The 26,091-nt window shown below is 68.6% G+C and carries 32 protein-coding genes; 16 read left to right on the top strand and 16 right to left on the bottom strand.

Annotation, left to right across the window (positions count from 1 at the left end; all coding sequences use genetic code 11):
* From H4N64_RS40125 to H4N64_RS40110, 4 genes are all read right to left on the bottom strand, one after another.
* On the bottom strand, positions 1-725 hold a 725-nt coding region (locus H4N64_RS40125), incomplete at its 3' end, for an ABC transporter permease subunit (RefSeq protein WP_186287562.1).
* A complete protein-coding gene (locus tag H4N64_RS40120; RefSeq protein WP_186287561.1) occupies positions 722-1,960 on the bottom strand; it encodes a betaine/proline/choline family ABC transporter ATP-binding protein in 1,239 nt (412 codons plus the stop codon). The genes H4N64_RS40120 and H4N64_RS40125, both read right to left, overlap by 4 nt.
* Entirely contained in the window at positions 1,953-2,600 is a 648-nt protein-coding gene (locus H4N64_RS40115) for an ABC transporter permease subunit (protein WP_186287563.1), read from the bottom strand. Before H4N64_RS40115 ends, H4N64_RS40120 begins: the two co-directional genes overlap by 8 nt.
* A gap of 21 nt (positions 2,601-2,621) precedes the next feature.
* Positions 2,622-3,101 (bottom strand): Lrp/AsnC family transcriptional regulator, encoded by a 480-nt coding sequence (locus tag H4N64_RS40110; protein ID WP_186287560.1) that lies wholly within the window; start codon positions 3,099-3,101, stop codon positions 2,622-2,624.
* 123 nt (positions 3,102-3,224) lie between these two features.
* On the opposite strand from H4N64_RS40110, the gene hppD reads away from it, so the two are divergent.
* Positions 3,225-4,370, top strand: a complete 1,146-nt coding sequence (hppD, locus tag H4N64_RS40105) for a 4-hydroxyphenylpyruvate dioxygenase (RefSeq protein WP_186287559.1) — start codon at positions 3,225-3,227, stop codon at positions 4,368-4,370.
* Here hppD and H4N64_RS40100 read toward each other — a convergent pair.
* The gene (locus tag H4N64_RS40100) at positions 4,367-5,767 is read right to left on the bottom strand and encodes a tetratricopeptide repeat protein (protein ID WP_186287558.1); all 1,401 of its coding nucleotides are present in this window, start codon (positions 5,765-5,767) and stop codon (positions 4,367-4,369) included. The two genes, hppD and H4N64_RS40100, sit on opposite strands and share 4 nt — an antisense overlap.
* Before the next feature lie 97 nt (positions 5,768-5,864).
* On the opposite strand from H4N64_RS40100, the gene H4N64_RS40095 reads away from it, so the two are divergent.
* Complete coding sequence (locus H4N64_RS40095; RefSeq protein ID WP_186287557.1) at positions 5,865-7,235, top strand: FAD-binding oxidoreductase; 1,371 nt, start codon at positions 5,865-5,867, stop codon at positions 7,233-7,235.
* A gap of 5 nt (positions 7,236-7,240) precedes the next feature.
* Here H4N64_RS40095 and H4N64_RS40090 read toward each other — a convergent pair whose 3' ends face one another.
* Positions 7,241-7,717 carry an SsgA family sporulation/cell division regulator gene (locus tag H4N64_RS40090; protein ID WP_186287556.1) on the bottom strand — a complete coding sequence of 159 codons (477 nt, stop codon included), beginning with the start codon at positions 7,715-7,717 and terminating at the stop codon, positions 7,241-7,243.
* A gap of 212 nt (positions 7,718-7,929) precedes the next feature.
* Between H4N64_RS40090 and H4N64_RS40085 the strand changes: the two genes are divergently transcribed.
* Positions 7,930-9,753 carry an RDD family protein gene (locus H4N64_RS40085; protein WP_186287555.1) on the top strand — a complete coding sequence of 608 codons (1,824 nt, stop codon included), beginning with the start codon at positions 7,930-7,932 and terminating at the stop codon, positions 9,751-9,753.
* Between the two features lie 89 nt (positions 9,754-9,842).
* A complete protein-coding gene (locus H4N64_RS40080; protein ID WP_186287554.1) occupies positions 9,843-10,502 on the top strand; it encodes an RDD family protein in 660 nt (219 codons plus the stop codon).
* Positions 10,503-10,518: 16 nt separating this feature from the next.
* Here H4N64_RS40080 and H4N64_RS40075 read toward each other — a convergent pair whose 3' ends face one another.
* Positions 10,519-10,779 (bottom strand): hypothetical protein, encoded by a 261-nt coding sequence (locus H4N64_RS40075; RefSeq protein ID WP_186287553.1) that lies wholly within the window; start codon positions 10,777-10,779, stop codon positions 10,519-10,521.
* A 400-nt stretch (positions 10,780-11,179) separates the two neighbouring features.
* Between H4N64_RS40075 and H4N64_RS40070 the strand changes: the two genes are divergently transcribed.
* Both H4N64_RS40070 and H4N64_RS40065 read left to right on the top strand, forming a co-directional pair.
* Entirely contained in the window at positions 11,180-13,534 is a 2,355-nt protein-coding gene (locus H4N64_RS40070; RefSeq protein ID WP_186287552.1) for an immune inhibitor A domain-containing protein, read from the top strand.
* Between the two features lie 121 nt (positions 13,535-13,655).
* Entirely contained in the window at positions 13,656-13,997 is a 342-nt protein-coding gene (locus H4N64_RS40065; protein WP_186287551.1) for a hypothetical protein, read from the top strand.
* A 4-nt stretch (positions 13,998-14,001) separates the two neighbouring features.
* Here H4N64_RS40065 and H4N64_RS40060 read toward each other — a convergent pair whose 3' ends face one another.
* Together H4N64_RS40060 and H4N64_RS40055 are read right to left on the bottom strand one after the other, a co-directional pair.
* On the bottom strand, positions 14,002-14,592 hold the full coding sequence (locus H4N64_RS40060) for an isochorismatase family protein (protein WP_186287550.1): 591 nt from the start codon (positions 14,590-14,592) through the stop codon (positions 14,002-14,004).
* Between the two features lie 75 nt (positions 14,593-14,667).
* A complete protein-coding gene (locus tag H4N64_RS40055; RefSeq protein ID WP_186287549.1) occupies positions 14,668-16,014 on the bottom strand; it encodes a nicotinate phosphoribosyltransferase in 1,347 nt (448 codons plus the stop codon).
* Positions 16,015-16,152: 138 nt separating this feature from the next.
* On the opposite strand from H4N64_RS40055, the gene clpS reads away from it, so the two are divergent.
* The 7 genes from clpS to H4N64_RS40025 all read left to right on the top strand — a co-directional run bounded on the left by clpS (position 16,153) and on the right by H4N64_RS40025 (position 20,863).
* On the top strand, positions 16,153-16,470 hold the full coding sequence (clpS, locus tag H4N64_RS40050; protein ID WP_095754611.1) for an ATP-dependent Clp protease adapter ClpS: 318 nt from the start codon (positions 16,153-16,155) through the stop codon (positions 16,468-16,470).
* A gap of 12 nt (positions 16,471-16,482) precedes the next feature.
* A complete protein-coding gene (locus H4N64_RS40045; RefSeq protein ID WP_186287548.1) occupies positions 16,483-17,085 on the top strand; it encodes a DUF2017 domain-containing protein in 603 nt (200 codons plus the stop codon).
* 331 nt (positions 17,086-17,416) lie between these two features.
* Positions 17,417-18,841 (top strand): amino acid permease, encoded by a 1,425-nt coding sequence (locus tag H4N64_RS40040; RefSeq protein ID WP_186287547.1) that lies wholly within the window; start codon positions 17,417-17,419, stop codon positions 18,839-18,841.
* Positions 18,842-18,927: 86 nt separating this feature from the next.
* The gene (locus H4N64_RS40035) at positions 18,928-19,350 is read left to right on the top strand and encodes a M67 family metallopeptidase (RefSeq protein WP_186287546.1); all 423 of its coding nucleotides are present in this window, start codon (positions 18,928-18,930) and stop codon (positions 19,348-19,350) included.
* An 86-nt stretch (positions 19,351-19,436) separates the two neighbouring features.
* Positions 19,437-19,532, top strand: coding sequence for a putative leader peptide (locus tag H4N64_RS46570; protein WP_328871699.1), 96 nt, complete (start codon positions 19,437-19,439; stop codon positions 19,530-19,532).
* A gap of 95 nt (positions 19,533-19,627) precedes the next feature.
* Entirely contained in the window at positions 19,628-19,906 is a 279-nt protein-coding gene (locus tag H4N64_RS40030) for a MoaD/ThiS family protein (RefSeq protein ID WP_186287545.1), read from the top strand.
* A 6-nt stretch (positions 19,907-19,912) separates the two neighbouring features.
* Complete coding sequence (locus H4N64_RS40025; RefSeq protein WP_186287544.1) at positions 19,913-20,863, top strand: PLP-dependent cysteine synthase family protein; 951 nt, start codon at positions 19,913-19,915, stop codon at positions 20,861-20,863.
* Between the two features lie 4 nt (positions 20,864-20,867).
* On the opposite strand, the gene H4N64_RS40020 is transcribed toward H4N64_RS40025, so the two are convergent.
* Positions 20,868-21,296, bottom strand: coding sequence for a type II toxin-antitoxin system PemK/MazF family toxin (locus H4N64_RS40020; protein WP_186287543.1), 429 nt, complete (start codon positions 21,294-21,296; stop codon positions 20,868-20,870).
* A gap of 282 nt (positions 21,297-21,578) precedes the next feature.
* Here H4N64_RS40020 and H4N64_RS40015 point away from each other — a divergent pair, with 282 nt between their 5' ends.
* Positions 21,579-21,770, top strand: coding sequence for a hypothetical protein (locus H4N64_RS40015; RefSeq protein WP_186287542.1), 192 nt, complete (start codon positions 21,579-21,581; stop codon positions 21,768-21,770).
* A 237-nt stretch (positions 21,771-22,007) separates the two neighbouring features.
* On the top strand, positions 22,008-22,184 hold the full coding sequence (locus tag H4N64_RS40010; protein WP_186287541.1) for a hypothetical protein: 177 nt from the start codon (positions 22,008-22,010) through the stop codon (positions 22,182-22,184).
* Positions 22,185-22,461: 277 nt separating this feature from the next.
* On the opposite strand, the gene H4N64_RS40005 is transcribed toward H4N64_RS40010, so the two are convergent.
* From H4N64_RS40005 to H4N64_RS39985, 5 genes are all read right to left on the bottom strand, one after another.
* Entirely contained in the window at positions 22,462-22,683 is a 222-nt protein-coding gene (locus tag H4N64_RS40005; RefSeq protein ID WP_186287540.1) for a DUF7848 domain-containing protein, read from the bottom strand.
* A 4-nt stretch (positions 22,684-22,687) separates the two neighbouring features.
* Complete coding sequence (locus H4N64_RS40000) at positions 22,688-22,870, bottom strand: hypothetical protein (RefSeq protein WP_186287539.1); 183 nt, start codon at positions 22,868-22,870, stop codon at positions 22,688-22,690.
* A gap of 93 nt (positions 22,871-22,963) precedes the next feature.
* Positions 22,964-23,854, bottom strand: a complete 891-nt coding sequence (locus H4N64_RS39995; protein ID WP_186287538.1) for a helix-turn-helix domain-containing protein — start codon at positions 23,852-23,854, stop codon at positions 22,964-22,966.
* A complete protein-coding gene (locus tag H4N64_RS39990; protein WP_336246939.1) occupies positions 23,823-24,290 on the bottom strand; it encodes a DUF6879 family protein in 468 nt (155 codons plus the stop codon). Before H4N64_RS39990 ends, H4N64_RS39995 begins: the two co-directional genes overlap by 32 nt.
* A 43-nt stretch (positions 24,291-24,333) precedes the next feature.
* Positions 24,334-24,561: a hypothetical protein gene (locus H4N64_RS39985; protein WP_186287536.1), complete on the bottom strand. Its 228-nt coding sequence runs from the start codon at positions 24,559-24,561 to the stop codon at positions 24,334-24,336.
* A gap of 163 nt (positions 24,562-24,724) precedes the next feature.
* Between H4N64_RS39985 and H4N64_RS39980 the strand changes: the two genes are divergently transcribed.
* The gene (locus tag H4N64_RS39980; protein ID WP_186287535.1) at positions 24,725-25,120 is read left to right on the top strand and encodes a hypothetical protein; all 396 of its coding nucleotides are present in this window, start codon (positions 24,725-24,727) and stop codon (positions 25,118-25,120) included.
* Positions 25,121-25,343: 223 nt separating this feature from the next.
* Here H4N64_RS39980 and H4N64_RS39975 read toward each other — a convergent pair whose 3' ends face one another.
* Positions 25,344-25,763 carry a hypothetical protein gene (locus tag H4N64_RS39975; protein WP_186287534.1) on the bottom strand — a complete coding sequence of 140 codons (420 nt, stop codon included), beginning with the start codon at positions 25,761-25,763 and terminating at the stop codon, positions 25,344-25,346.
* Positions 25,764-26,091 lie beyond the last annotated feature (328 nt).

Genomic DNA, 26,091 nt, shown 5'->3' with positions numbered 1-26,091 from the left:
ATCCCGGTGGTGATCAGCACGCCCAGGCCGCCGCCTCCGCCGAAGGCGGCCAGGGTCGCCGTACCGACGTTCAGGACGAGGGCCGTACGGACACCGGCCAGGATCAGAGGGACCGCCAAGGGCATCTCGACGCGGGACAGCACCCCCAGCGGTGACATGCCGATGCCCCGCGCCGCCTCCAGCAAGGTGGGATCGTTCGCCTTCAGGCCCGCGATCGTGTTCGCCAGCACCGGCAGGACGGCGTAGACGGTGATGCCGATCAGGGCCGCCTTCGTCCCGGTGCCGAGCCAGATCACCAGCAGGGCGAGCAGACCGATCGCGGGGGTCGCCTGGCCCATGTTGGCGACGGTCATCGCGACCGGGGTCGCCCTGCGGAACGCCTCGCGGGTCAGCAGGACGCCCAGCGGGATCGCGATGATCAGCACGAAGAAGGTGGAGACCACGGTCAGTTCCACGTGCTGCCACAGCGCCTTGGACACCTGGCCGTTCGACAGCGCGTTCTCGGAGATCGCGTCCAGGTCGGCCTGCTGGAACCACAGCCAGGTCACCAGCAGCAGCACCACCAGCAGCGCCGGCAGGAAGGTCAGCTTCTGCCAGGTCACCCGGCGCGCGGCGACCGCCGGCGGCGGGGGCGCCTCTTGCTCGGCCTCGCCCTCGTCCCGGAAGGCGAGCCCCTTGACCTCGTGCTCGCCCTCGGGACGCCGCTGCTCGGGGGAGGTGGTCACGCCTTCTTCTCCCCTCCGTCGCCCTCCTGCTCGGCGTGCGTCTGGGTGGCCCGCGCCTCCTCCAGCTCGTGCTGGTGCTCCATCGCCTCAAGCCGGTCCGCCTCCAGGAGTTCGTGCACGGAGTTCATCAGCGTCTCCATGTCGACGACTCCGTCGTACTCGCCGCGCCGCCCGGTGACCGCGACCCGGCCCGCGTTGTCGGTGAGGACCGCCTCCAGTGCGTCGCGCAGGGTGGCGTCCCGGGTGACCGTGTCGTGCACCAGCGTGCCCGCGCGGGCCAGGGAGCCCTTGGCGCGCATCAGGTCGCCGCGGCGCAGCCACTTGTAGGGGCGGCGGCGCTTGTCGAGCAGCAGGATCTCGTTGGTGCCGCTGGAGCGGAGTTTGTTGAAGAACTCCTGGAGCGGATCGTCGATGGTGACCGTCGGGTAGTCCTGGATCTCCACATCCCTCACCCGGGTCAGATTCAGCCGCTTCAGCGCCGCCCCGGCGCCGACGAACCCCGAGACGAAGTCGTCGGCGGGGTTGGTGAGGATCGCCTCCGGGGTGTCGAACTGAGCGATGTGCGAGCGTTCGCGCAGAACGGCGATCCGGTCACCGAGCTTGATCGCCTCGTCGAAGTCATGGGTGACGAAGACGATCGTCTTGTGCAGCTCGTGCTGCAACCTGATCAACTCGTCCTGGAGATGGTCACGGGTGATCGGGTCGACCGCGCCGAACGGCTCGTCCATCAGCAGCACCGGGGGATCGGCGGCCAGTGCCCGGGCCACGCCGACCCGCTGCTGCTGACCGCCGGACAGCTGACGCGGATAGCGGCCGTGGAACTCGCCGGGGTCCAGCCCGACCAGGTCCAGCAGCTCCTCCACCCGGCTCTTGATCCGCCTCTTCGGCCAGCCGACCATCTTCGGTACGAGGGCGATGTTCTGCGCGACCGTCATGTGCGGGAAGAGTCCGGCCGACTGGATCGCGTATCCGACCTTGCGGCGCAGCTTCACCGGGTCGATGCCGGTGACGTCCTCGCCGCCGATCCGGATCCGGCCACCGGTCGGTTCGATCAGCCGGTTGATCATCTTGAGCGTCGTGGACTTCCCGCACCCCGAGGGACCGACGAAGATGACGATCTCGCCCGCCTGGATCTCCATGTTGACGTTGTCGACGGCCGGGCTCGGGCTGCCCGGATACCGCTTGGTGAGGTTCTCCAGCTCGATCGAGGCGCCGGACGTACTGGACTCAGGCACGGATCCCCCTGGGAATGGTCAGCCGCCCGATCAGCACGTACGCGGCGTCGAACAGCAGGGCCAGGACGATGATCCCGAGCGTGCCCGCGAGCACCTGATTGAGCGCGTTCCTGCTGCCCAGCGAGGCGAGGCCGCGGAAGATCTCGTTGCCGAGGCCGGGTCCGGAGGCGTAGGCCGCGATCGCCGCGATGCCCATCAGCATCTGCGTCGAGACCCGGATGCCGGTCAGGATCGGCGGCCAGGCCAGCGGCAGTTCGATCCGGACCAGCCGCATCGGCCGGGACATCCCGATGCCCGTGGCGGCGTCCACCAGGGTCGCATCGACCCCGCGCAGACCGACGATCGCGTTGCGCACGATCGGCAGCAGCCCGTACAGCGTCAGTGCGATCACCGTGGGCGGTACGCCCAGGCCCACGATCGGGATGAGCAGACCGATCATGGCGAGCGACGGAATGGTCAGGATGGTCGAGGTGGTCGTCGTCGCGAGGTTCCCGGCCCATTCGCTGCGATAGGTGACGACCCCGATCAACACGCCCAGGACGGTCGCGACGACCATGCACTGGAACACGGCGCTCGCATGCTGGAAGGCGTCGGTGAGCAACTGCTGGTGCCGGGTGCCCAGGTACTCCCAGAAGTTCACATCGCTCACCCCAGCAGTCGGCTAACTCCTCTCCCGGTCCTCCGCTGCCTGCTCCACCAGCGGGATGATCCGCAGCGGCACAGGGTTCTCCATCACGATCGCGGTGGAGGCCCGGACGATCCCATCAAAACCGACAACCCGGTCGATGACCCGTTGCAGATCGGCGTTCGAGCGGGCCACGAGCCGGCACAGCATGTCCCCGCTACCGGTGGTCGTGTGCAGCTCCAGCACCTCCGGAACCGTCGCCAAGTGCGCCCGCACATCGGACCCTTGGCCCTGCCGGATCTGGAGCGTGGCGAAGGCGGTGACCGGATAGCCGAGCGCCGCCGGGTCGACCTGCGGCCCGAATCCGCGGATGACTCCGTTCGACTGAAGCCGGTCGAGGCGCGCCTGCACGGTCCCGCGGGCCACTCCCAGCCGCCGGGACATCTCCAGCACCCCGATCCGCGGCTCCCGCGCGAGCAGCACGATGATGCGCCCGTCCAGATGATCGATCGCCATGGGCCCTCCCGGCACTGGTCATCCTGTACAGAAAGCCCGCCGACACGGGCGTATCACTGCGCACATTGCTCAGCGAGCATGCAAACTATTGCGCACCTTGCGAGGTGCGGCCAGGCTGCCGCTATGACGCAGACCACAGACCACACTCCCGACACCGCCCGGCAGGCCGACCCCTTCCCGGTCAAGGGAATGGACGCGGTCGTCTTCGCCGTGGGCAACGCCAAGCAGGCGGCGCACTACTACTCCACCGCCTTCGGCATGAAGCTGGTCGCCTACTCCGGACCGGAGAACGGCACCCGCGAGACCGCCTCGTACGTCCTGGAGAACGGCTCCGCCCGCTTCGTCCTCACCTCGGTGATCAAGCCCGCCACCGACTGGGGCCGCTTCCTCGCCGAGCATGTGGCCGAGCACGGCGACGGCGTCATCGACCTGTCCATCGAGGTCCCGGACGCCCGCGCCGCCTACGCCTACGCCATCGAGCACGGCGCCCGCTCCGTGGCCGAGCCGTACGAGCTGAAGGACGAGTACGGCACCGTCGTCCTCGCCGCCATCGCCACCTACGGCGAGACCCGCCACACGCTCGTCGAGCGCACCGGCTACGACGGCCCGTACCTGCCCGGCTACGTCGCCGCGGACCCGCTTGTCGAGCCGCCCGCGCAGCGCACCTTCCAGGCGATCGACCACTGCGTCGGCAATGTGGAACTCGGCCGGATGAACGAGTGGGTCGGCTTCTACAACAAGGTCATGGGCTTCACGAACATGAAGGAGTTCGTGGGCGACGACATCGCGACCGAGTACAGCGCGCTGATGTCGAAGGTGGTGGCCGACGGCACGCTCAAGGTCAAGTTCCCGATCAACGAGCCCGCCATCGCCAAGAAGAAGTCCCAGATCGACGAGTACCTGGAGTTCTACGGCGGCGCCGGCGTCCAGCACATCGCGCTGAACACCAACGACATCGTCGCGACGGTCCGCACCATGCGCGCGGCCGGGGTCCAGTTCCTCGACACCCCGGACTCCTACTACGACACCCTCGGCGAGTGGGTCGGCGACACCCGGGTGCCGGTGGAGACCTTGCGTGAGCTGAAGATCCTCGCCGACCGCGACGAGGACGGCTATCTGCTCCAGATCTTCACCAAGCCGGTCCAGGACCGTCCGACGGTCTTCTTCGAGATCATCGAACGCCATGGCTCGATGGGCTTCGGCAAGGGCAACTTCAAGGCCCTGTTCGAGGCGATCGAGCGCGAGCAGGCCAAGCGCGGCAACCTCTAGGACTCCTCGGGCAGCGGCTCGTCCGGCGGCTCGCCGAGCGCATCCAGCGCCTGGCGGGCCAGCGGCGCGTGCAGCGTCGAGAAGTACGGGTTGATCCGCAACGCCTCCTGAAGATGCCGGCGAGCGGGACCTGACTGCTCCAGGTCCCGCTCGATCATCCCGCGGTGGTACGCGTACAGCGCACTGCGCACCGCGCCGCCCTTCGTCTTGTCGGTCGCGATCTTCGCGAACCGCAGCGCCTCCTCGTCGGCCCCGGCCCGGTGCAGCGCCCACCCCAGCGCGTCCGCCACCGCGATCCCGGGCTGCCGCCGCCACTCGGCCCGCAACCGCCGTACCGCCGACCGCGGATCCCCGTGGTCCGCCTCGAACAGGCCGAGGACCAGCTCCTCGTCGGCCCCGCCCGCGGCGGCGCTGCGCACCCGCTCGCGCAGGACGTCGTACTGCACCCGGGCCGCCTGCCCAAGACCCAGCGACTCGTACAACTCGCCCAGTTCCAGGGCGTACTGGGGCAGCGGCTGCTTGGCGAGGGCGACCCGGTAGGCGTTCAGCGCCTCCGTCGTCCGGCCCAGTGCCGCCAGCGCCCGGCCCTGTCCGGCGAGCGCGGCCCGCTGGTCGGGGTCGAGCCGTACCGCCTCCTGGAAGTGACGCAGGGCCGTGTCCCGGTCGCCGCGCTCCCAGGCCAGTTGTCCGCCGTGCTCCAGGTACGCGGCCCGCTCGGCCGGTGCCTCGGCGGCCGCCGCCGCGTCGGAGAGGGAGGCCGCCGCGTCCTCGCGCCAGCCGTGGTCCCGGTAGACGGCCCCGGCCCGCGCCATCACGGCGGGCCCGGAGCGCAGCTCCAGCAGCCGGTCCAGGGTCTTCTTCGCCGCCTTGTGGTCGCCGAGGCCCGTATACGCGTCGATCAGCAGCGGATACGTCGTCCATCGCCTCGGTTCCAGCTTCAGCGCGGCCTCGCCCCACTTCCGCGCGGTGGGGAAGTCCCGGCGGGCGCCCGCCAGCGCGGCCATCCCGCTGAGCGCCTCCACATTGCCCTTCGCCCGTACCTTCAGCGAGGTCCGCAGCACCCGCTCGGCCTTCGGGTAGTACGCCGGTTCCGCGGTCCGCCGCCCCTGCTCCACATAGGCCGCCCCGAGCACCGCCCAGGACTCCGCGTCCTGCGGATGGTCCCGCAGATGGCTCTCCCGTTCACCGATCAGCACCGCCAGGTCGGGCAGCGCGGCCGGTACGCCCGTGGTGACCGCGGTCATCGCCCGGGCGCCCGGCGCCGACACGGGCACGCCCGTCTGCCGCCCCCACGGCAGCAGCGTCAGCACCCCGCCGAGCACGGCACACCCGGCGACCGCACCGACCAGCACCCGCCGGCGGATCCGCGGGCGCCGCTCCTCCTGTTCGTTCTCCATGGCGTCACTGTGCGTCAGTACGACGACCGCATTCCCGTACCGAAAGCCCCTCGCTGGCGGGGTTCACACCGATGGCCCCCGGTGCGACGCTGTGATCATGAGCCACGACCTCGTCAACCGTCTGCTCACCGGCCTGCCCGCCGAGGCGGTCCTCGCCGACCCCGACATCACGGCCTCCTACGCCAACGACATGGCCAGCTTCTGCCCCGCCGGAGCGCCGGCCGTGGTCGTCCTGCCGCGCACGGTCGAGCAGGTGCAGCACGTCATGCGCACCGCCACCGAACTGCGCGTGCCGGTCGTCCCGCAGGGCGCCCGCACCGGGCTGTCCGGCGCGGCCAACGCCTCGGACGGCTGCATCGTGCTGTCGCTGACCAAGATGGACCGGATCCTGGAGATCAACCCGGTCGACCGCATCGCCGTCGTCGAACCGGGCGTCGTCAACGCCGCCCTGTCCCGCGCGGTCGGCGAACACGGCCTGTACTACCCGCCGGACCCCTCCAGCTGGGAGCAGTGCACGATCGGCGGCAACATCGGCACGGCGTCGGGCGGACTGTGCTGTGTGAAGTACGGGGTGACGGCCGAGTACGTCCTCGGCCTCGACGTCGTCCTGGCCGACGGACGGCTGATGACCACCGGTCGCCGTACGGCGAAGGGGGTCGCGGGGTACGACCTGACCCGCCTGTTCGTCGGCTCCGAGGGCTCCCTCGGCATCGTCGTACGGGCGGTCCTGGCGCTGAAGCCGCAGCCGCCGCAGCAGTTGGTGCTGGCGGCCGAGTTCGGGTCGGCGGCCGAAGCCTGCGACGCGGTGTGCCGGATCATGGCCGGCGGGCACGTCCCGTCCCTCCTCGAACTGATGGACCGTACGACTGTCAAGGCCGTCAACGACCTGGCGCACATGGGACTGCCGGAGACCACCGAGGCCCTCCTCCTCGCCGCCTTCGACACCCCGGACCCGGCCCCCGACCTCGCCGCGGTCGGCGCCCTGTGCGAGGCCGCGGGCGCCACCCAGGTCGTCCCCGCCGAGGACGCCGCCGAGTCCGAACTGCTGCTCCAGGCACGGCGGTTGTCGCTCACCGCGCTGGAGGCGGTCAGGGGCGTGACGATGATCGACGACGTGTGCGTGCCGCGCTCCCGGCTCGGCGACATGCTCGAAGGGGTCGACCGGATCGCCGAGAAGTACCAGTTGACCATCGGGGTCGTCGCCCACGCGGGTGACGGCAACACCCACCCCACGGTCTGCTTCGACGCGCAGGACCCCGACGAGTCCCGGCGCGCCCGCGAGTCCTTCGACGAGATCATGGCCCTCGGCCTGGAACTCGGCGGCACGATCACCGGCGAGCACGGCGTCGGCGTACTGAAGAAGGAGTGGCTGGCGCGCGAGATCGGCCCGGTGGGCGTGGAGATGCAGCGGGGGATCAAGCGGGTATTCGACCCGCTCGGCATCCTGAACCCGGGGAAACTCTTCTGACGTACTCACTCCCCGTCCTTCGACTCATCGCTCGGCCAGGGGTCGCGCAGCCACAGGTCGTCGGCCGGGGTCGGGGCGAGCAGTTCGGCCAGGCCGTCGTCGATGCCGAGCTGCTCGGCCTCGGAGCCCGGCGGGACGACCCGAAGCGTCCGCTCCAGCCAGGCCGACACCTGCGCGGCCGGGGCCTCCAGCAGGGCGTCCCCCTCGGGTGCACTCAGCGCCATCAGCACGACGCTGCGGCCCTCGACCTTCGTCGGCCACACCCGCACGTCCCCGTGGCCGCACGGCCGGAACACCCCCTCCACGAGGAGTTCGCGGGCGAAGGTCCAGTTGACGGGGTGCTCGGAGTCGATGTGGAAGGTGATGTGGACGGCGTAGGGGTCGTCGCTGCGGTAGCTCAGCAGGGCCGGGACCGGGATGCTGCGCTCGGGCGACAGGACGAGCTCCAGCTCCAGCTCCCGCTCTACGACGGTGGGGTGCATGACGTCCGGTGTCCTCTCTCTGGTTCGGGCCCTCGGGTGGGCCCCGTACGAGGGGAGAGAGGCGGGAGCCAGGAGCATTACGCGGGTTCGGGGAACTCTTTTTCTGTTGCCCGGAAAGGGGTGGGTACCGCGGGACCGGCAGTGGGGGTTGCCCGCGTCTGATAGATGTGGAGGCCCCCAAATGACCCCCGAGCAGATACGGGACGACGGACATGAGCGCCCCAACCCCGGCCCCCGGTGACGACAGGCCCCGCGAAGGGTATTACCCGGACCCGTCCATTCCTGGATATGTCCGGTACTGGAACGGTGCCGCCTGGGTACCGGGCACCAGCCGTCCGGCGCCCACGGACGGCGAACCGCTCGCCCCACCGCCGGGCGTGACCCCGGCTGCCTCGGTTCCGGCTCCCGTCGAGGAGACGGGCCCGCACTTCTTCGACGAGGACCCGGTCGACGAACCCGCCCCGGACCGCTCCCAGCACGGCAGCCGCCCCGAGCCCGCCGCGGCCTGGGGCGCCGACCGCTCCCGTCAGTCCGGCTTCGGCGGCGACCAGGACCGCCGTGTCTCCTGGGGCACCCCCGACCCGCGCACCCCGGCTCCGGCTCCGGCCGACGGCATGACCCAGAGCACGGACGGCACGGCCACGATCCCTCCGGCCGAGGGCGCGGCCTCCGGCAACACCTTCGTCTTCCGCCGCCCGACTCCGGGCCCCGCCGCACAGGGCACCCCCGACTCCGGGGCCCCCGCCGCGGACGAGGGCACCATGACATTCCGCGCGCTGTCCCCGCGCACGGGTCGCCAGGACGGAGCGTCCGGGGCACAGCAGGGGCGCACACCGGGCTCGGCTCCCGGACAGGGAGCAAGTGGGGTCGGCGGTACCGGAGTCACGGCGGGCGAGCCCGTCCCCGGCAACGGCCCGGCCTTCGGCACGCAGTCCGGCGCGGCAGGCTCTTCCGGTGCTCCCGGCCTCGGCACGCAGTCCGGCGGCGGTACGGCTGCGGCGGGCTCGGCCGGTTCGGCCGGTGCCGCGGCCTTCGGCACGCAGTCCGGTGCGGCAGGCTCTTCCGGTGCTCCCGGCCTCGGTGCGCAGTCCGGCGGCGGTACGGCTGCGGCGGCCCCGGCTGGTTCAGCCGGTGCCCCGGGTTTCGGTGCGCAGTCCGGTGGGGGTACGGGCGTGGCGGGCTCGGCCGGTTCCGGGGGTGCCGCCGGTTTCGGCGCTCCCGCGAACTCCGCCCCCCAGGGCCCCGGCTTCGGTGCGGGCAAGGCCGCCGCCGCCCAGGCGCAGCAGGCCCAAGTCGCCGCTCCCACAGCCCGCTCCGGGCCTCACGCGGCCCCGGCGGTCCCCCAGCAGTCCGGCCCGCAGGCGGCGCCGCAGGTCCCCGCACAGGGCGGCGCCCAAGCCGCGACGCCGGTCACCACCGGCCCCGGCGGCGGTCAGCCCTCCTGGGCCCAGCAGGTGCACCGGCTCGCCGGAGCGCCCGGCGAGGACCAGCCCGCCGCGCCCTGGAAGCCGCCGGTCGAGGACGTCTTCCAGGCCGCCGCCCGGCGCCAGGCCTCCGCGCGGCCCGCCTCCCTCGGCAAGCGGCTCACCGCGCGGCTGCTGGACACCGTCGTCCTCGCGGCCGTCACCGGCGTGGCCGCCGTACCGCTAGGCACCAAGGCGATCGACCACATCGGCGAGAAGATCGACGCGGCCAAGCTCTCCGGCGAGACCGTCACCGTCTGGCTGCTCGACGGCACGACAGCCGTGTATCTCGGCATCGTGCTGGCCGTTCTGCTGCTCTTCGGCGCGCTCTACGAGGCGCTGCCCACCGCCAAGTGGGGCCGCACGCTGGGCAAGAAGCTGCTCGGCCTTGAGGTGCGGGACATCGAGGCGCACGAGCCGCCCTCCTTCGGCGGGGCCCTGCGCCGCTGGCTCGTCTACAGCGTGCCCGGACTGCTCGTCATCGGTGTCGTCGGCATCCTGTGGTGTCTGTTCGACAAGCCCTGGCGCCAGTGCTGGCACGACAAGGCCGCGGGTACGTTCGTAGCAGGATGACGGGGTACGGCGAATTGCCCGGTTGATTCCGTACCCCGGACGGCCGCTCGCCGGATGCGGGGGCGGAGGGTTCGCGGTCGACTCGGGCCATGAGCAGTGAACCGCCCCCCGGCTCCGGTCAGCAGCCGCCGGAAGACGACCCGTTCAGGAAGCAGCCCCCGTCCGGGGACACCGGTGCGGGCGCCGGCTCGCCCTACGACTCCCCGCCCGGCGGTCACGGCAGCCAGCCCCCGCCGTACGGCGGACCCTACGGTGGCGACCCCTACGGGGGCGGTGGTTACCCGGCCGATCCGCTCGCGGGCATGCCCCCGCTCGCCGACAGCGGCAAGCGCACGCTGGCGCGGATCATCGACATGGTGATGGTGGCCATCGTGGTCTGGCTGCTCACCTGGGCGTTCCGAGTCAACGAGCTGGACATGAACGCCGACGACGTCGACTACGGCAAGTCCCTCGCGCAGTCCCTGATCGCCGCCGTGCTCTACATCGGCTACGACACCTACATGATCGCCAAGTCCGGGCAGACGCTCGGCAAGAAGTGGCTGGGCATGCGGGTGGCCAACCTGGACAACGGCTCCACGCCCTCCGTGCAGACCTCGCTGCTCCGCTCGTCGGTGCTGTGGATCCCGTTCGCCTTCTGCTGCGCCTGCGTCTGGACCGCGATCTGCGGAGGCTGGAGCTTCTTCGACAAGCCCTACAAGCAGGGCCTGCACGACAAGGCGGCCAAGACGGTGGTGGTCAGCACCCGCTGAGGTGCCGCGCCGGGTGTCAGGAGGCGGCGCGCTCGGGAACCGGCGCCGGGGCGGGCGCGTCTTCCAGGGCGGCGGGGGCCGGCTTGCGCATGGCGATCACACGCGCCTTGGGTGTCGGGACGGTCAGCGCGACCAGCAGTCCAAGGGCGAGCGCCGAAACGGCGACGAGTGCGATCCCCGCACCCGAACTCGTCTGTGACAGCAGCAGCATGGCGAGGGTCGACAAGAGCACGGTGCACGAACCGTAGGCGAGCTGTGCGGCGGTCGGACGAGGCATGGTAATCGTGTCCTCGGATTCGGGGGTGCACGGGGGTGTCGGCCTGGCAATCCGCCAGTTTCCGGGCGTTCCGCCAATCGACTCTAATCGCGTGCATGCCCGAGCGGAACGAACAGTAAGCGTGACCTAACCAACAGTACCGGTGCATGGGGGGCGCACGGAGTCATGGCGTCCACCAAGTGGACGGTGTCGCGCGCCTGTCCAGCGGGCCGCAGGTGTCCGTAAAGCGGACCTCGACTCCGCATAGTGCAGTTGACCTGCTCAAGTCAAGGTCTGTCTTTTCTGCTGAACCTCTAGTCAAATGTCGTCACTTGACTACACGCGTTGATCACGCGCGCGCGAATCTTCCATGACCAGGAACCCTCCCGTCGCGCGCGCCGAACGCGGGGGAGGATCTCAAGTGACCAGCAGACCCTGGACGTTCAGAGCGGCCGCGACGGCTGTCGCGTTCGCGGCGGCCACCGCCACGTTCTCGACGTTCACCATGGCCCAGGCCGACGACACGGCCAAGAGCGCCATCGACCGGCACGACCCGGCGCCGGTCCACAACGAGCAGGAGCACGATCTCGAAGGCCCGCTGAGCAAGACCCAGGAAGCCCAGCGCGAAGAGGCCCTGAAGCAGGTCATATCCGGCAAGGCCAAGGTGAAGGAGCGCGAGGGCTCCCAGGTCGTCGAGCTCAAGAGCAAGAAAGGCGACAGCAAGTACGTCGAGCTCGGCCGCGAGAAGACCGACAAGATCTTCACGATCCTGGTCGAGTTCGGCGAGCAGACCAACAGCGAGTTCGGCGGCACCCCCGGCCCGCTGCACAACCAGATAGCCGAGCCGGACCGCAGCCAGGACAACAGCACGGCCTGGCAGGCGGACTACAACCAGAAGCACTTCGAGGACCTCTACTTCGGCACCGGCAAGCGTGTCGAGTCGATGAAGAAGTACTACGAGAAGCAGTCCTCGGGCCGCTACTCCATCGAGGGCGAGGTCACCGACTGGGTCAAGGTCCCCTACAACGAGGCCCGTTACGGCAACAACAAGTGCGGTGAGACCAACTGCCCGAGCGTGTGGAACATCGTCAGCGACGGTGTGACCGCCTGGGTCGCCCAGCAGAAGGCAGCGGGGCGGACCGACGCGCAGATCCAGGCCGACGTCAAGCAGTTCGACCAGTGGGACCGCTACGACTTCGACGGCGACGGCGACTTCAACGAGTCCGACGGCTACATCGACCACTTCCAGGTCGTGCACGCCGGTGAGGACGAGTCCGCGGGCGGCGGCGCACAGGGCGAGGACGCGATCTGGGCCCACCGCTGGTACGCCTTCGGCACCGACGCCGGCGCCACCGGCCCCGACAACAACCGGCTCGGCGGCGCGCAGATCGGCGACACCGGCATCTGGGTCGGCGACTACACGGTCCAGCCGGAGAACGGCGGACTCGGCGTCTTCGCCCATGAGTACGGCCACGACCTCGGTCTGCCGGACCACTACGACACCTCCGGCGGCGGCGAGAACTCCACCGGCTTCTGGACCCTCATGTCCTCCGGCTCCTGGCTCGGCACCGGCAAGGAGGCCATCGGCGACCTGCCCGGCGACATGACCGCCTGGGACAAGCTCCAGCTGGGCTGGCTCGACTACGCCACGGCCAAGGCCGCGACCAAGTCGAAGCACAAGCTGGGCGTCGCCGAGTACAACACCAAGAACAAGCAGGCGCTCATCGTCGAGCTGCCCAAGAAGCCGGTCACGACGGAGATCGTCACCCCGGCCGAGGGCGCGAGCCAGTGGTGGAGCGGCAGCGGCGACAACCTCCGCAACACGCTGACCCGTTCCGTGGACCTGACCGGCAAGTCCTCGGCCACGCTGGGCTTCGACGGCTGGTACGCCATCGAGTCGGGCTACGACTACCTCTACACCGAGGTCTCCACCGACGGCGGCGCCAACTGGACCGCCCTGGACGGCACGGTGGACGGTCAGGCCATCCCGCGTGACGGCTCGGACAAGCCCGCGCTGACCGGCTTCTCGGAGACGTACAAGAAGCTGTCCTTCTCGCTGGACGCCTACGCCGGCAAGAAGATCGACCTGCGCTTCCGCTACGCCACCGACGGCGGTGTGGCCGAGAAGGGCTTCGCGGCCGACCGGATCTCGGTGACCGCGGACGGCACGGCGCTGTTCACCGACAACGCCGAGACCGAGGACGCGGCCTGGACGAAGAGCGGCTTCAAGCGCATGGGCGCGACGTTCACCGAGGACTACGCGCAGTACTACATCGCCGAGAACCGTCAGTACGTGTCGTACGACAAGACCCTGAAGGTCGGTCCGTACAACTTCGGCTTCTCCACGACCCGTCCGAGCTGGGTGGAGCACTACCCGTACCAGAACGGCCTGTTGATCTGGAAGTGGGACACCTCCCAGGCGGACAACAACACCAGCAAGCACCCGGGCGTCGGTCTGGTGCTGCCGGTCGACTCGCACCCGACGGCGCTGAAGTGGTCCGACGGCACGCTGATGCGCAGCCGGATCCAGGCCTACGACTCGCCGTTCAGCCTGTACCGCACGGACGGCATCACGCTGCACAACGCGGACGTCGCGACCAAGATCCCGTCGTCGAAGGGGGTGTCGGTCTTCAACGACCACACGAACACCTACTACGACGCGGCGACCCCGCTCGCGGGTGTCAACGTCACTGACACCAACACCAAGATCAAGATCGTCAAGGAGGCCAAGAATGGCTCGACGATCTCGGTCCAGGTCGGCCCTGCGGTGAAGTAAATAGAGTTTCCGCAGGTCAGAAGCGTATCGGCGGCAACCCCTGGCGGGTTGCCGCCGATCCGTGTTTAGGTGCGTCCTGTGGCTCTCTTATTGACACCGACGCACACGGGGGTGTGACCGCATGGCCGCAGGAGGTTTCTGCAAGCTGCCGACCGGCAGCGTGGTGGTGGCGCTGAACCTGCCCACACCCACCGCCGACGGAACGGGCTCGGTCCGTTTCCTGGTGCACGCCCAGAACCGTGCCCGGGCCTTGACCAGGCTCCGCAATCTGGGCCTGCGAGCGGTCTACCTGCGCGGCAACGCGGCCCCGCCGACCCCGGACGAGATCACCGCGGTCCTGCACCACCCCGACGGCCTGATATGGCGGACGGCCCCTGACAACGGTGTCGCCATGGCTCCGGAGCCGGCCCAGGAGCTGTGGCGCCCGATCAGAGCCCTGCGAAGACCGGCGGCTCAGGCCTGACGCTTCAGGCCACGACCGGCTTCCCGGTGAGTTCCACCCCGGCCTCGCGCATCTCCTCCAGCGCCCGGCCGGTGCTCTCCTCGGCGACGCCCGCGGTCAGGTCCAGCAGGACATGCGTACGGAAGCCCTCCTGGGCCGCGTCCACGGCCGTGGCGCGTACACAGTGGTCCGTGGCGATGCCCACCACGTCCACCTCCGAGACCTCCCGGGCCCGCAGCCAGTCGGCGAGCGTCACGCCGTTCTCGTCGACGCCCTCGAACCCGCTGTACGCCGCCGCGTACGCCCCCTTGTCGAACACGGCGTCGATCGCACCGGAGGCGACCGCGGGGGCGAAGTTCGGGTGGAAGCCGACCCCCTCCGTGCCGGCGACGCAGTGCGCCGGCCAGGAGTGGACGTAGTCCGGATTGTCGGCGAAGTGGCCGCCTGGCGCGATGTGGTGGTCGCGGGTGGCCACCACATGCTGGTAGCCGGAACCGGCGGCCTGCCCGACCAGCTCGGTGATGGCGGCGGCGACATCCGCGCCACCGGCCACCGCGAGGCTGCCCCCCTCGCAGAAGTCGTTCTGCACGTCTACGACGATCAAGGCGCGGCGCATGGTGGATGTCCTTCGACTAAGAGTGAACCTACGAGCCTAGAGACTTCGACGGCACTGCGGGAGGGCGCACCAGGGTTAGCTACCCGACCGCAGATGGACGTACTCAGTCGGAATGACGGGTTCCCCGCGTGAGAGCTGTGTAGCGGACAGCGGCAGCACCGCCAGGGCGGCGATGTGGCGGTCCCGTACGGCGTCCAGCGGCTCGCGGGCCACGACCTCACCGCCCTTGATCAGCTCGACCAGGAGTTGCCGGCCGGCCAGCTCGGCGGGCACCGCCCCCGTGCCTATGACCTCGGCCTCGGCGACGCCGTACTCGTCGAGCCGCCGCGCCGCCCACTTGCGGCCGCCGATGGAGGTCTTGCCGCCGGTCGACTTCTTCGCCACCGGCACCAGCGGGGCCCCCGGGTCGGTGGACTCGGCGCGGGCGACCAGCTTGTAGACCATCGAGCAGGTCGGGTGCCCGGAGCCGGTCACCAGCTGGGTGCCGACGCCGTACGCGTCCACCGGCGCCGCGGCCAGCGAGGCGATGGCGTACTCGTCGAGATCCGACGTGACGATGATCTTCGTGTCCCGGGCGCCCAGCTCGTCCAGCTGCTGCCGCACCCGGTGCGCGACCAGCAGCAGGTCCCCGGAGTCGATACGGACCGCGCCCAGCTCGGGCCCGGCCACCTCCACGGCCGTACGGACCGCCTCGGCGACGTCGTAGGTGTCCACGAGCAGCGTCGTGGCCCGGCCGAGCGAGTTCACCTGGGCCTGGAAGGCGTCCCGCTCGCTGTCGTGCAGCAGGGTGAAGGCGTGTGCGGAGGTGCCGACGGTCGGGATGCCGTAGCGGAAGCCGGCCGCCAGGTCGGAGGTGGTGGTGAAGCCGCCGACGTAGGCGGCGCGCGCGGCGGCGACCGCGGCGAGCTCGTGGGTGCGCCGTGCGCCCATCTCGATCAGCGGCCGCTCCCCGGCCGCCGAGGACATCCGGGAGGCCGCCGCGGCGATGGCCGAGTCGTGGTTGAGGATCGACAGGATCACCGTCTCCAGCAGCACGCACTCGGCGAAGGAGCCCTCCACACGCATGATCGGCGAGCCCGGGAAGTACACCTCGCCCTCGGGGTAGCCCCAGATGTCGCCGCTGAAGCGGTAGCCGGCGAGCCAGTCCAGGGTCTCCTCGTCGACTATGGCGCGCTCGCGCAGGAAGCCGAGGACGCCGTCGTCGAAACGGAAGTTCTCCACGGCGTCCAGCACCCGCCCGGTGCCCGCGACCACGCCGTAGCGGCGCCCGTTCGGCAGTCGGCGGGTGAAGACCTCGAAGACGCTCCGCCGCTCGGCGGTGCCCGCTTTCAGGGCGGCCCGAAGCATCGTCAGCTCGTACTGGTCCGTGAAGAGCGCCGTCGAGGGAACATCCACCGGCAGCCCAAGGTCCGCTACATCCACGACAGCTCTCCTAGCTATGACTCTCCGGGTGTCCCCAGGCCGGCCGGGGGTCCGGGGGTTGTCCCCCGGTGTATGCAGCATGGCAAGGACTCTACCCCACTTCGCGTCAGTGTGACGATTTATCTGGAGCGTGGCAGCATGGGCCATGTGACGTCACCCGCTCCCGTAGAGATCGAACGCACCGAGTCGGCGGAAGAGGTTTTCGCCGTTCCCGAGCCCGACGTCCCCTGGGTCACGATCGTCCACAATGACCCGGTCAACCTCATGAGCTATGTGACGTACGTCTTCCAGACGTACTTCGGTTACTCCAAGGACAAGGCCACCAAGCTCATGCTCGACGTCCACCACAAAGGCCGTGCGGTCGTCTCCAGCGGCACCCGCGAGGAGATGGAACGCGATGTGCAGGCCATGCACGGATACGGTCTGTGGGCCACCCTCCAGCAGGACCGGAAGTAGCGACCAGCGCTGATGCCAGGAACCTTCGAACCGCTCCCCGGCGGCGGCGCGGCCGTCGCCCTCGACGACGTCGAGATCTCCATCATCCGGTCACTGGCCGTCCAGCTCCTGGAGCTGATCGGGCCGGGACCCGGTGCGGACACCCCCGACGACCCGCTCGCCGAACTCTTCGCCGACGGCCCGAGCGAACCGCCGGCCGATCCCGTCCTGCGCCGGCTGTTCCCGGACGCCTACAGCGACCCCGAGGGCACCCCCGGGCCCCGGGAGGCCGAGGAACAGCGCGCGTACTCCGCCGAGTTCCGCCGCTACACCGAGAACGACCTGCGCGCCGGAAAGCGGGAGAACGCCCTGGCGGTGATCCGCTCCCTGGACGAGCTCAGCGCCACGGGCGAGGGCGGGGCGGTACTGAAACTGTCCCCCGCGGAATCCCGCCAGTGGCTCAGTGCCCTCAACGACCTGCGCCTGGCGATCGGCTCACGCCTGGACATCCTCGACGAGGACGACACGGACCTGCTCTACCGGCTGCCGGACGAGGACCCGCGCAAGCCGATGGTGATGGCCTACCTCTGGCTGGGCGGGCTCCAGGAGACGCTCGTCTCCACACTCATGCCCTGATCGTGACGGTTGTGCCGGGTCCATGTGTTCGCTCAGCGGACGCTCAAATCCGGATAACGATCGCGTCACCCTCCCGGCCCAAAGTGCCCCTTTTGTACGCCGCTTGTCCGCTTCTTCCTGTGTGATGCGCCACAGAGCGTCCGGACGATCAATATGGCGGTCGTGATAAATCTTCACGACCGCCCGGCGAACACCACCCATGTTCCGTCCGGGTGCGCCACCGACCGGCTGATCGCCGGTTAGGCACAACGCTCCATCAATCCGGGGGGATCGAGATCCGATCCGAGGCCGACGAGAGGCCCGGTCGGCGTGGAGAAAGGCGCACGAACACATGACCTCCGCTCAGGTCGACACGGAGAAGGCTCCGGAAGAGGGCTACGAGCGTGGCCTCGGCAGCCGCCAGGTCCAGATGATCGCCATCGGCGGCGCCATCGGCGTGGGACTGTTCCTCAACGCCGGTGCGAACATCGCCAAGGCGGGCCCCAGCCTCATCCTGATGTACGCCCTCGCAGGCGTGATCATCTTCTTCATCATGCGAGCCCTCGGCGAGCTGCTCCTCTATCGCCCGGTCTCGGGTTCCTTCGCGGAGTACTCCCGCGAGTTCCTCGGCCCGTTCTTCGGCTACTTCACCGGCTGGACCTACTGGCTGATGTGGGTCGTCACCGGCATGGCCGAGCTGACGGCCGCCGCGATCTATATCCACTACTGGTTCCCGGAGATCCCGCAGTGGGTCACGGCGCTGGTCTTCCTGGTCGTTCTCTTCGTGGCGAACCTGATCTCGGTGAAGCTGTTCGGCGAGATCGAGTTCTGGGCCTCCATGATCAAGGTCACCGCGCTCATCGGCATGATCGTGATCGGCCTGGGTGTCCTCACCTTCGGCTTCAGCAACGCCGGTGACACCGCCGCGGTCTCCAACCTGTGGGAGTTCGACGGCTTCTTCCCCAAGGGCATCGGCTCCTCCCTGATGACCCTCCAGGGCGTCATGTTCGCCTACCTCGCCGTCGAGCTCGTCGGCGTCACCGCGGGCGAGTCCGAGAACCCGGAGAAGACCCTCCCCAAGGCGATCAACACCCTGCCCTGGCGTATCGCGCTCTTCTACGTCGGCGCCCTCACCGTCATCCTGTGCGTGGTCAAGTGGACCGAGTTCGCGGAGGGCGTCAGCCCCTTCGTGAAGGCCTTCGCGGTCATCGGCATCCCGGCCGGCGCCGGCATCGTCAACTTCGTGGTGCTCACCGCCGCGCTGTCCTCCTGCAACTCGGGCATGTACTCCACCGGCCGCATGCTGCGCAACCTGGCCGACAACGGCGAGGCCCCGAGGGTGTTCAGCAAGCTGTCCTCCACCAAGACGCCCGCGCTCGGCATCAGCGTCTCGGTCGTCTTCATGGGCATCGGCGTGGTCCTGAACTACATCGTCCCGGAGAAGGCCTTCGGCTACGTCGTCTCGGTCGCCACCGCGGCCGGCATCTGGACCTGGCTGATGATCCTGATCAGCCACGTCCTGTACCGCCGCGCGGTCGACGCGGGCCGCCTGCCGGCCTCGTCCTTCCCGGCCCCGGGCGGCGCGAAGTGCAGCTGGGTCGCCATCGCCTTCCTGCTCTTCGTCACGGGCCTCATCGCCTACGACGCCGACTCCCGCGTCTGCCTCTATGTGATGGCCGGCTGGGCCGCCGCCCTCGGCGTCGGCTGGCTCGTGCTGAAGTCGCGCAGCCCCGAGGTCACGCAGCGCCGAGAGCTGGAGTTCGAGAAGGTCGGCTGACCCCGTCCCAGCCGAGCTGTCCGGCATATGGGCGGCCCCGTACCACTCCTCGGTACGGGGCCGCCCTTCTGCTTATCCTGGCGAGCATGCTGACCATCACCCAGGCCCTCGTCGACCAGATCGTCGCGCACGCGCGCAAGGACCACCCCGACGAGGCGTGCGGCGTCATCGCGGGCCCGGCCGGGACCGACCGCCCCGAGCGCTTCGTCCCCATGCTGAACGCGGCCATGTCGCCCACCTTCTACGAGTTCGACTCGGGCGACCTGCTCAAGCTCTACCGCGAGATGGACGACCGGGACGAGGAACCGGTGGTCATCTACCACTCCCACACGGCCACCGAGGCCTACCCCTCCCGCACCGACATCTCCTACGCCAACGAGCCCGGCGCGCACTACGTCCTGGTCTCCACCGCCGACACCGACGGCCTCGGCGATTTCCAGTTCCGCTCCTTCCGGATCCTGGAGGGTGAGGTGACGGAGGAGGAGGTCAAGATCGTGGAGGCGTACTGATCTCGTATCTCGTATCCTGGACGAATTCCGTCCGAAGGGTGAGATCACACTCCAGGAGCCGGTCCGGGAATCGATACGATGAGCCCATGGTTCTTCTCGACGTGAGCGACAAGGCGCCGGGCACGATGCTCGTTGCGCGGCTGCACGTCGACCTGTGCAGGCTGAACAGCGCCATCTGTTGACCGTCCCGCTGTAGCCGTACGGCCGTGTTGCCGCGGCGCGCCCTCGACGCGCGCCCACTGAGACCAGACCACTTTTCCGACAGGAGCCCCTTGCCATGGCCATCGAGGTCCGCATCCCCACCATCCTCCGCCAGTACACCGACGGTCAGAAGGCGGTGGAGGGCAGCGGTGACACCCTCGCCGACCTGTTCACCGACCTTGAGACCCGGCATGCGGGCATCCACGCCCGCATCGTGGACGGCGAGCAGCTGCGCCGCTTCGTCAACGTCTACCTGAACGACGAGGACGTCCGCTTCCTCGACGGCATCAACACCAAGCTCACCGACGGCGACAACGTCACGATCCTGCCGGCCGTGGCCGGCGGCATGGTCTGATCCCGTATGCGCTACGACTCCCCGCTGGCCGCGGTAGGCAACACCCCCCTGGTGCGCCTGCCGCGGCTGTCGCCGTCCGCCGACGTCCGCATCTGGGCCAAGCTGGAGGACCGCAACCCCACCGGCTCGGTCAAGGACCGCCCGGCCCTGCACATGATCGAGCAGGCGGAGAAGGACGGCCGGCTGACCCCGGGCTGCACCATCCTGGAGCCCACCTCCGGCAACACCGGCATCTCCCTTGCCATGGCCGCCAAGCTCAAGGGCTACCGCATGGTCTGCGTGATGCCCGAGAACACCTCCCAGGAGCGCCGGGACCTGCTCGGCATGTGGGGCGCCGAGATCATCTCCTCCCCGGCGGCGGGCGGCTCCAACACCGCCGTACGCGTGGCCAAGGAGCTCGCGGCCGAGCACCCCGACTGGGTGATGCTCTACCAGTACGGCAACCCGGACAACGCGGGCGCCCACTACGCGACCACGGGCCCCGAGATCCTCGCCGACCTCCCCTCCATCACCCACTTCGTGGCGGGCCTGGGGACGACGGGGACATTGATGGGCGTCGGTCGTTTCCTCCGCGAGCACAAGCCGGACGTGAAGATCGTCGCGGCGGAACCGCGCTACGACGACCTGGTCTACGGTCTGCGCAACCTCGACGAGGGCTTCGTCCCCGAGCTGTACGACGCCTCCGTCCTCACCACCCGCTTCTCCGTCGGCTCGGCGGACGCGGTCACCCGCACCCGTGAGCTGCTCCAGCAGGAGGGCATCTTCGCGGGCGTCTCCACGGGCGCGGCCCTGCACGCCGCGATCGGCGTCGGCAAGAAGGCACTGAAGGCGGGGGAGTCCGCCGACATCGTGTTCATCGTGGCCGACGGCGGCTGGAAGTACCTGTCGACGGGCGTCTACACGGCGGCGACGACGGAGGAAGCGATCGAGACCCTTCAGGGTCAACTCTGGGCGTAGGCCCTCACGATGCCAGGTGACGGACCTGGTCCCACAGGACCGGGTCCACCACCCCCGCCTTCCGGCGGAAGTCCCACACGGGCACGTCGCGCAGCTCGTCCGTCTCCAGGAAGCTCGCCCGCCCCTCGGCATCGCTCACCGCACCCGGGGGCAACGGAATCACCCCGGCCCGCTCGTCGTGATACCGGCTCGTGATCTTCGCGACGCGCACCCGCTTCCCGTGCACAGCCAGCACCAGACACGGCCGGTCCGTCGCGCCGGGCCGGTCCTCGTACGGCACACTCGCCCACCAGATCTCCGTGGGCCGCGGCCGAACGACCACCCGACGCCGGTTCACCCGCCCGGCGGGCCTGCGCCCCCACCCGTCCACGAGCGCGGCGACCAGCGCCAGCAGCACCACCGCCGCGAGCGCCAGCCACCAGGACGTGTCCATACGAAGACGTTACCGGCGCACGCCCACCCGCGCGCCCCCTCTCCCGCGCCCCACTGCCAGCCGAACCGGTGACACCACAGGTGAGTTCGCCCACAACTGATTCGGGCACTTCTGTGAGCTGCACGGATGTCGGGAAAGGGTCGCTGACGTGCGGAAACGCCTCTCAGCACTTCTCACGGTTTCGCGGCGGTTCCCGCACCGACGTGCCCTCACATGTGCCCTCGGCTGGACGCCCGGAGCGGGGCGCACACTGGAATCACAACGCCGAAGAAGGTGATCACGATGACTCTCCGCACCATCGCCCATCACCTCGGTCTACCCGTCCGCCGCGACGCGCAGGAGGTCGCGAAGATCATCGAGGGACTCCGCCCCACGCTGGACGAGCTTCCCGACGACAAACGGGAGCGGCTCGCCGCCGAGTGGACCAAGGTCCTCAGCGAACGCCACTGGCACCGGCCCTATCTCCGGGACTGAGCGCCCTGTCGCCGCGCTCGCAGGGCAGCAGTACGACCAGTACTTATCCCGTGTTCCTCACTACCTGCGTCGATGCGGCGAAAGGGCATCTGACCAGCACAGAAGGTGATGGTGTCGGTCGTTTCCGGTCGTCTCTCGCTGTCTGGTGTCCTGGCTGTCAACATTGACGGGGCGACCTCGCGGCCTCGGGGGGCACACTGGACGTACAGCACAAGTAAGGAATCGGGTGGGCACGCCATGACAAAAGCACTAATAAAGGTGGCTTGCGCCTTCCTCATTATCGTCGGCGCATTCGCCAGCGTGTACCTGCTCTACTACATGGTAGTTGGCATGCTCACCTGGATACTCGGGATCTTCGTGATCCCTGCCGCCGCCTTCGCCCTTCTATGGCTCATCATCAAGATGCGAAAGTAGCGCAACTGACCTGGAAGATGCCGCGTCATCGCGACCGGCGCCGACTCGGACATCGAAGACTGCGAGAAGATCCGGAAGACGCGCCAGTAGTAGCGAAGCGGGGCCGCCCCTGCCCGGCTGCGGAGATACGCAGGGGGTGTCGCCGGGCGGGGGAGGCCGGGGCCACAATCAGCTCCACACGACGAACCCGCACTTGTCGCACGCCCAGCGCGCGAGCCGCCCGGCAGCGGTGCCGACCATGGCGCCGCCGCACCATCGGAAGCAGGGCTGGACGGTCCTACTCGACGCGCTCGACCAGGGCGAACGACGTGCAGATGCGGCGGAAGCCCTCGTGCCGCGTCGCGCCGGTGTGCCGCATGCACTCGATGTCCACGGCCGCGTCGTCAATCGAGGGGGTTGCCGTCCAGTCGCACTTCAGGCATTCGGCCTCGAAGTTGATGTCGGTGTCCGGGTGCCGAGTGATCCGGTGCGGCACATAGCGGAGGATGCTTCGGGCCATCAGGTCACCCCCTGCGGCACCGGAGATGCCGATAGACGACCACCGGGGCACCGGACTGTCGCTCAAGCGCGCCCCGATGCACTTGCTCCAGCGTCTTGATCGGCTTCATGCAGGCGGAGCACGTCTCGCCCGAGGGGGCGTAGGTGACGTAGTCCCAGCCCCGTGCGTCCGTCTCTGCTGCTGCCATGGCTGCTCCCCGACTTGGCTGTACTCGTGTTGTTAAGCACGCTAGGAATGACTGGGAGTTGGCCACAACGAACGTGTGCGAACTTGCACGAGGTCACCCGCAGGAGTCAATGGCGGCTGTGAGCAGCGACCGCGCGGCGGCACCGTGGACGGCTATAGCCGACAACTCTGCGAAGGCGCGGGCGTACTCCTGTACCTCTCGCGGCTGTGTGACCGTGAGATGGGCGGAGACAAGCTCCACGTTGACCTGGTCGTCGTCATACATGGTGAAGGACTCGACGGGCCAGCCGGAGCCGCGCAGCACGCCCATCGGGATGATGCCGAGCGACACCGAGGGGAGCGAGGCAACGGCGATCAGATGGCCGAGCTGTCCGGCCATGACTTCTGCGTCTCCGATGACAGTCCGCAGTACCCACTCTTCGACCAGCATCGCGAACCGGTGATCACCAGAATGCAGGATGCGCTGCCGCTCCATCCGTACGGCCACGGCGGCGTCGATGTCGTCCGGCACGTCGCGAAGGGTGGCGACTGTGGCGAGTACGGCTTTGGTGTAGGCGGCGGTCTGCAACAGCCCTGGTACAACCCATGATTGGTAGGTGCGGAAGCGCCGGGTGCGCTCGAAGAGCGGGGCCACCGACTCCTGCACCTGTTTCAGCCCGGCGCGTTCCATGCGACGCCACTCGACGTACATACCCTCGACGGCGCGGGCTGTGGCGATCAGGTCGGCGGTCTGGTCCTGGGCATCGCAGTGCAGCGTGTAGGCACGAATGTCCGCGTCCGAGGGGGGAGTTCGCCCATGCTCGATACGGGAACACTTCGACTCGTGCCAGCCTTCCAACGCGGCCAGCGCCCGCGCGGTGAGACCCGCCTCTTTCCGTATCTCGCGCAGACGCTGACCGAGTGCTCGTCGTGCTTCGACGACGCTGGACGATGACGGCAAAGCTGATTCTCCGTCAGGGTCGACGTGCCGGCCGGTACTGCTCATGCGGCACGGCCCGCTCCCACACCGCTTCGAAGGCGGAGCCGCACAGCTTCACCGTCGCCGGATCGTCGGTGAACGTCTCGTCGTCCGGGGCTAGTTCGCCGTCACCGTCGAAGTGGTGGAACACGACTAGGCGATCGTCCAGCAGCCAGAAATCGTTGCCGGGCAGGGCGATGTCCGACGCCTGCCGACGCGGCAGCCAGCGGACTAGCTCACCGGCCTTGACGTTGGCATCGGTGACGTGGTGCTCGAACTCGATGTAGTCACTCACCGGTTCGGAGACGATCCGCGCCCGACGGATCTCGACATCTTTGCCGGTCAGCTCGGCGGTTAGCGCAAGCCAGGGGCGAAGGGCTGGGTCGTTGTCCTCGGGGGCGTCGCGTACGCCGTTCTGCCAGGCGATGAAGCGGGGATCGGAGCGCATGTAGCCGTCCCTCATCTCCAAGTGAACGGCCGAGCGCCGACAGCTCCGGAGCTGCTGCTCAAGTGTCGGTTCCGCCACCGTCGTTGACCTCCAAGAAGAACTGCACCATCCGACGAGGGATCTCTATCACGTCCTCGTGGCCGGGGAGATCCATCTGCGACCGGCGCTCCTGGTCGGTCACCTTCCATCCCTGTACGAGGTAGGTGTCCTTCTCATCGTCCAGGTAGATGGTGGGCGATTTGCCGTCCGGGCTCTCAGGGTCTTTGCCGAGTTTGATCAGTGCCATGGTGGCCTCCGATGCCTTCGGTGACGATCGACATGTCCGATCTTGCGCCCAACTGCAAGTGGAGGCCAGCGACTTGCGCGAACTTCTACGTGGAGGGGCATGGTCGACCAGCGCTGCGGGGATGGCATGATGCGTTGCTCACGATCGTGTTCTAGGGGGACGAGTGGCCTGGTTGATCACGCTCGGGCTCGCAGCCGCTGTAGCCGTAGCGCAGACCTGGCTGAAGTTGGTTTCGCGGGAGCCGCAACCAGGGAAGAAACATGCGCTGACCATTGACGACGCTGTGTTCTGGATCGATTGGACCGTGACCGCCGTGGTTGCACTCTGCGGTGCGCTAATCGGTGCCAGCTTGGATCACAAGCCGATTGCGGCCAGCACGGTTGCTGTTGCGCTGGGAGCCATCTTTCTGGGCATGACCGTTATGCCGTTCGGGGTTCGGATGATTTGCTACAACGGCTCAGGAGTCATCAGGGGCTGGCTCTACGTGGTCTGTGCAGACGCCTTCGGACTGATCGTATTGATGTCGTCAGTAGCGGCGGGGGTGGAGATCTATGCGTAACCGCAGAAGGCCGTTGGCCTATGGAGCAGTAAGTCTGACTTCGCTCACAGCCCTGGTTTCTGTTTGGCTTGCGCGCGGTGCCAGTGCTGACGCTTTCATTCAGAGCGCAACAGTCGTGGTGGCCCTCACTTCCCTAATCTTCACCACCATCCGCCACGGAGACGATGACGACGACAAGCCGCGACCGGATCGGTGAGCAGCTTCCGACCTCAAAAAGGGAAGGTCAGTTCGGGAACGCGTCCAGCAGCAACGTCACCCGCCGCTGGGCTCTCTTTGCCTTGAGGTCGTCCAGGGCGGCGTAGGAATCCGGCTGTTCCGCCTCGCCAAGGGCGCCAACGACCGCCCTCAGCTCGCGGGACAGGACACCGAGCCCCGGCCCCAGACGTGCGCCGTCCATGGCGGCAGCAAGCCGAACAGCGACCTGCGCCAGGACCGCCCGCGCGCCGTCGTCGGTTCCCTCGGGCAGCGCGGCGACGTAGTCGCGGACGGCGTCGGAGATCCTGGCCGTAGCCGCCGGGGGATGGTCACCGTCGTCGTTGTCGGCGCGCACCCCGAAGCAGCGGTCCGGCGAACACAGGCGATGGTCACCGTGCTTGTGTGCCCTGTAACGCCGTGCGCGTAGGGCGTCGGAATCGTTAGCCACTGGACGGCTCCTTTCGGTCGTGGGTACGTCACGCGGGGTATTTTGCCGTCGCGCGGGAAAAAACGCGGGCGACGTCGGGTCGGGAGGGAGGTGCTTAAGTTAAGCGGGACCCCCTCCCCCCATTCGCTCGTCGACGCACTGCGGGATCGATCCCAACGGCCGAGCCTCAGCCCAGCGGCCGATCGAGCAGCAACAACGAAATGGATTTAGATTAATTTTTTGAACTCTTTTTAATTTGTTTCAATTTGATAATTGAATTCGATTCTTGATTTAACACTGAAGAACGTACGAAGAGGCATACGTACGAGTGGGTGGATGGGTGGGCAGC

Source organism: Streptomyces cupreus (genome assembly GCF_014257025.1).
Lineage (GTDB): Bacteria > Actinomycetota > Actinomycetes > Streptomycetales > Streptomycetaceae > Streptomyces > Streptomyces cupreus.
The sequence above is the reverse complement of the archived record's forward strand: the minus strand, read 5'-3'. Positions and strand labels throughout refer to the sequence as shown.

Excerpts from the sequence above, each read along its gene's own strand:
- H4N64_RS40080 (WP_186287554.1), top strand. The coding sequence starts at position 9,843 with ATGAGCAGTGAACCGCCCCCCGGCTCCGGTCAGCAGCCGCCGGAAGAC.
- H4N64_RS40095 (WP_186287557.1), top strand. The coding sequence starts at position 5,865 with ATGAGCCACGACCTCGTCAACCGTCTGCTCACCGGCCTGCCCGCCGAG.
- hppD (WP_186287559.1), top strand. The coding sequence starts at position 3,225 with ATGACGCAGACCACAGACCACACTCCCGACACCGCCCGGCAGGCCGAC.
- H4N64_RS40110 (WP_186287560.1), bottom strand. The coding sequence starts at position 3,101 with ATGGCGATCGATCATCTGGACGGGCGCATCATCGTGCTGCTCGCGCGG.
- H4N64_RS40040 (WP_186287547.1), top strand. The coding sequence starts at position 17,417 with ATGACCTCCGCTCAGGTCGACACGGAGAAGGCTCCGGAAGAGGGCTAC.
- H4N64_RS40060 (WP_186287550.1), bottom strand. The coding sequence starts at position 14,592 with ATGCGCCGCGCCTTGATCGTCGTAGACGTGCAGAACGACTTCTGCGAG.
- H4N64_RS39985 (WP_186287536.1), bottom strand. The coding sequence starts at position 24,561 with ATGGCACTGATCAAACTCGGCAAAGACCCTGAGAGCCCGGACGGCAAA.
- H4N64_RS40000 (WP_186287539.1), bottom strand. The coding sequence starts at position 22,870 with ATGGCAGCAGCAGAGACGGACGCACGGGGCTGGGACTACGTCACCTAC.
- H4N64_RS40100 (WP_186287558.1), bottom strand. The coding sequence starts at position 5,767 with ATGGAGAACGAACAGGAGGAGCGGCGCCCGCGGATCCGCCGGCGGGTG.
- H4N64_RS40020 (WP_186287543.1), bottom strand. The coding sequence starts at position 21,296 with ATGGACACGTCCTGGTGGCTGGCGCTCGCGGCGGTGGTGCTGCTGGCG.
- H4N64_RS40075 (WP_186287553.1), bottom strand. The coding sequence starts at position 10,779 with ATGCCTCGTCCGACCGCCGCACAGCTCGCCTACGGTTCGTGCACCGTG.
- H4N64_RS39995 (WP_186287538.1), bottom strand. The coding sequence starts at position 23,854 with ATGAGCAGTACCGGCCGGCACGTCGACCCTGACGGAGAATCAGCTTTG.
- H4N64_RS40035 (WP_186287546.1), top strand. The coding sequence starts at position 18,928 with ATGCTGACCATCACCCAGGCCCTCGTCGACCAGATCGTCGCGCACGCG.
- H4N64_RS40090 (WP_186287556.1), bottom strand. The coding sequence starts at position 7,717 with ATGCACCCCACCGTCGTAGAGCGGGAGCTGGAGCTGGAGCTCGTCCTG.
- H4N64_RS40015 (WP_186287542.1), top strand. The coding sequence starts at position 21,579 with ATGACTCTCCGCACCATCGCCCATCACCTCGGTCTACCCGTCCGCCGC.
- H4N64_RS40045 (WP_186287548.1), top strand. The coding sequence starts at position 16,483 with ATGCCAGGAACCTTCGAACCGCTCCCCGGCGGCGGCGCGGCCGTCGCC.
- H4N64_RS40065 (WP_186287551.1), top strand. The coding sequence starts at position 13,656 with ATGGCCGCAGGAGGTTTCTGCAAGCTGCCGACCGGCAGCGTGGTGGTG.
- H4N64_RS40010 (WP_186287541.1), top strand. The coding sequence starts at position 22,008 with ATGACAAAAGCACTAATAAAGGTGGCTTGCGCCTTCCTCATTATCGTC.
- H4N64_RS40005 (WP_186287540.1), bottom strand. The coding sequence starts at position 22,683 with ATGGCCCGAAGCATCCTCCGCTATGTGCCGCACCGGATCACTCGGCAC.
- H4N64_RS39990 (WP_336246939.1), bottom strand. The coding sequence starts at position 24,290 with ATGAGGGACGGCTACATGCGCTCCGATCCCCGCTTCATCGCCTGGCAG.
- clpS (WP_095754611.1), top strand. The coding sequence starts at position 16,153 with ATGGGCCATGTGACGTCACCCGCTCCCGTAGAGATCGAACGCACCGAG.
- H4N64_RS40030 (WP_186287545.1), top strand. The coding sequence starts at position 19,628 with ATGGCCATCGAGGTCCGCATCCCCACCATCCTCCGCCAGTACACCGAC.
- H4N64_RS40025 (WP_186287544.1), top strand. The coding sequence starts at position 19,913 with ATGCGCTACGACTCCCCGCTGGCCGCGGTAGGCAACACCCCCCTGGTG.
- H4N64_RS46570 (WP_328871699.1), top strand. The coding sequence starts at position 19,437 with ATGGTTCTTCTCGACGTGAGCGACAAGGCGCCGGGCACGATGCTCGTT.
- H4N64_RS40085 (WP_186287555.1), top strand. The coding sequence starts at position 7,930 with ATGAGCGCCCCAACCCCGGCCCCCGGTGACGACAGGCCCCGCGAAGGG.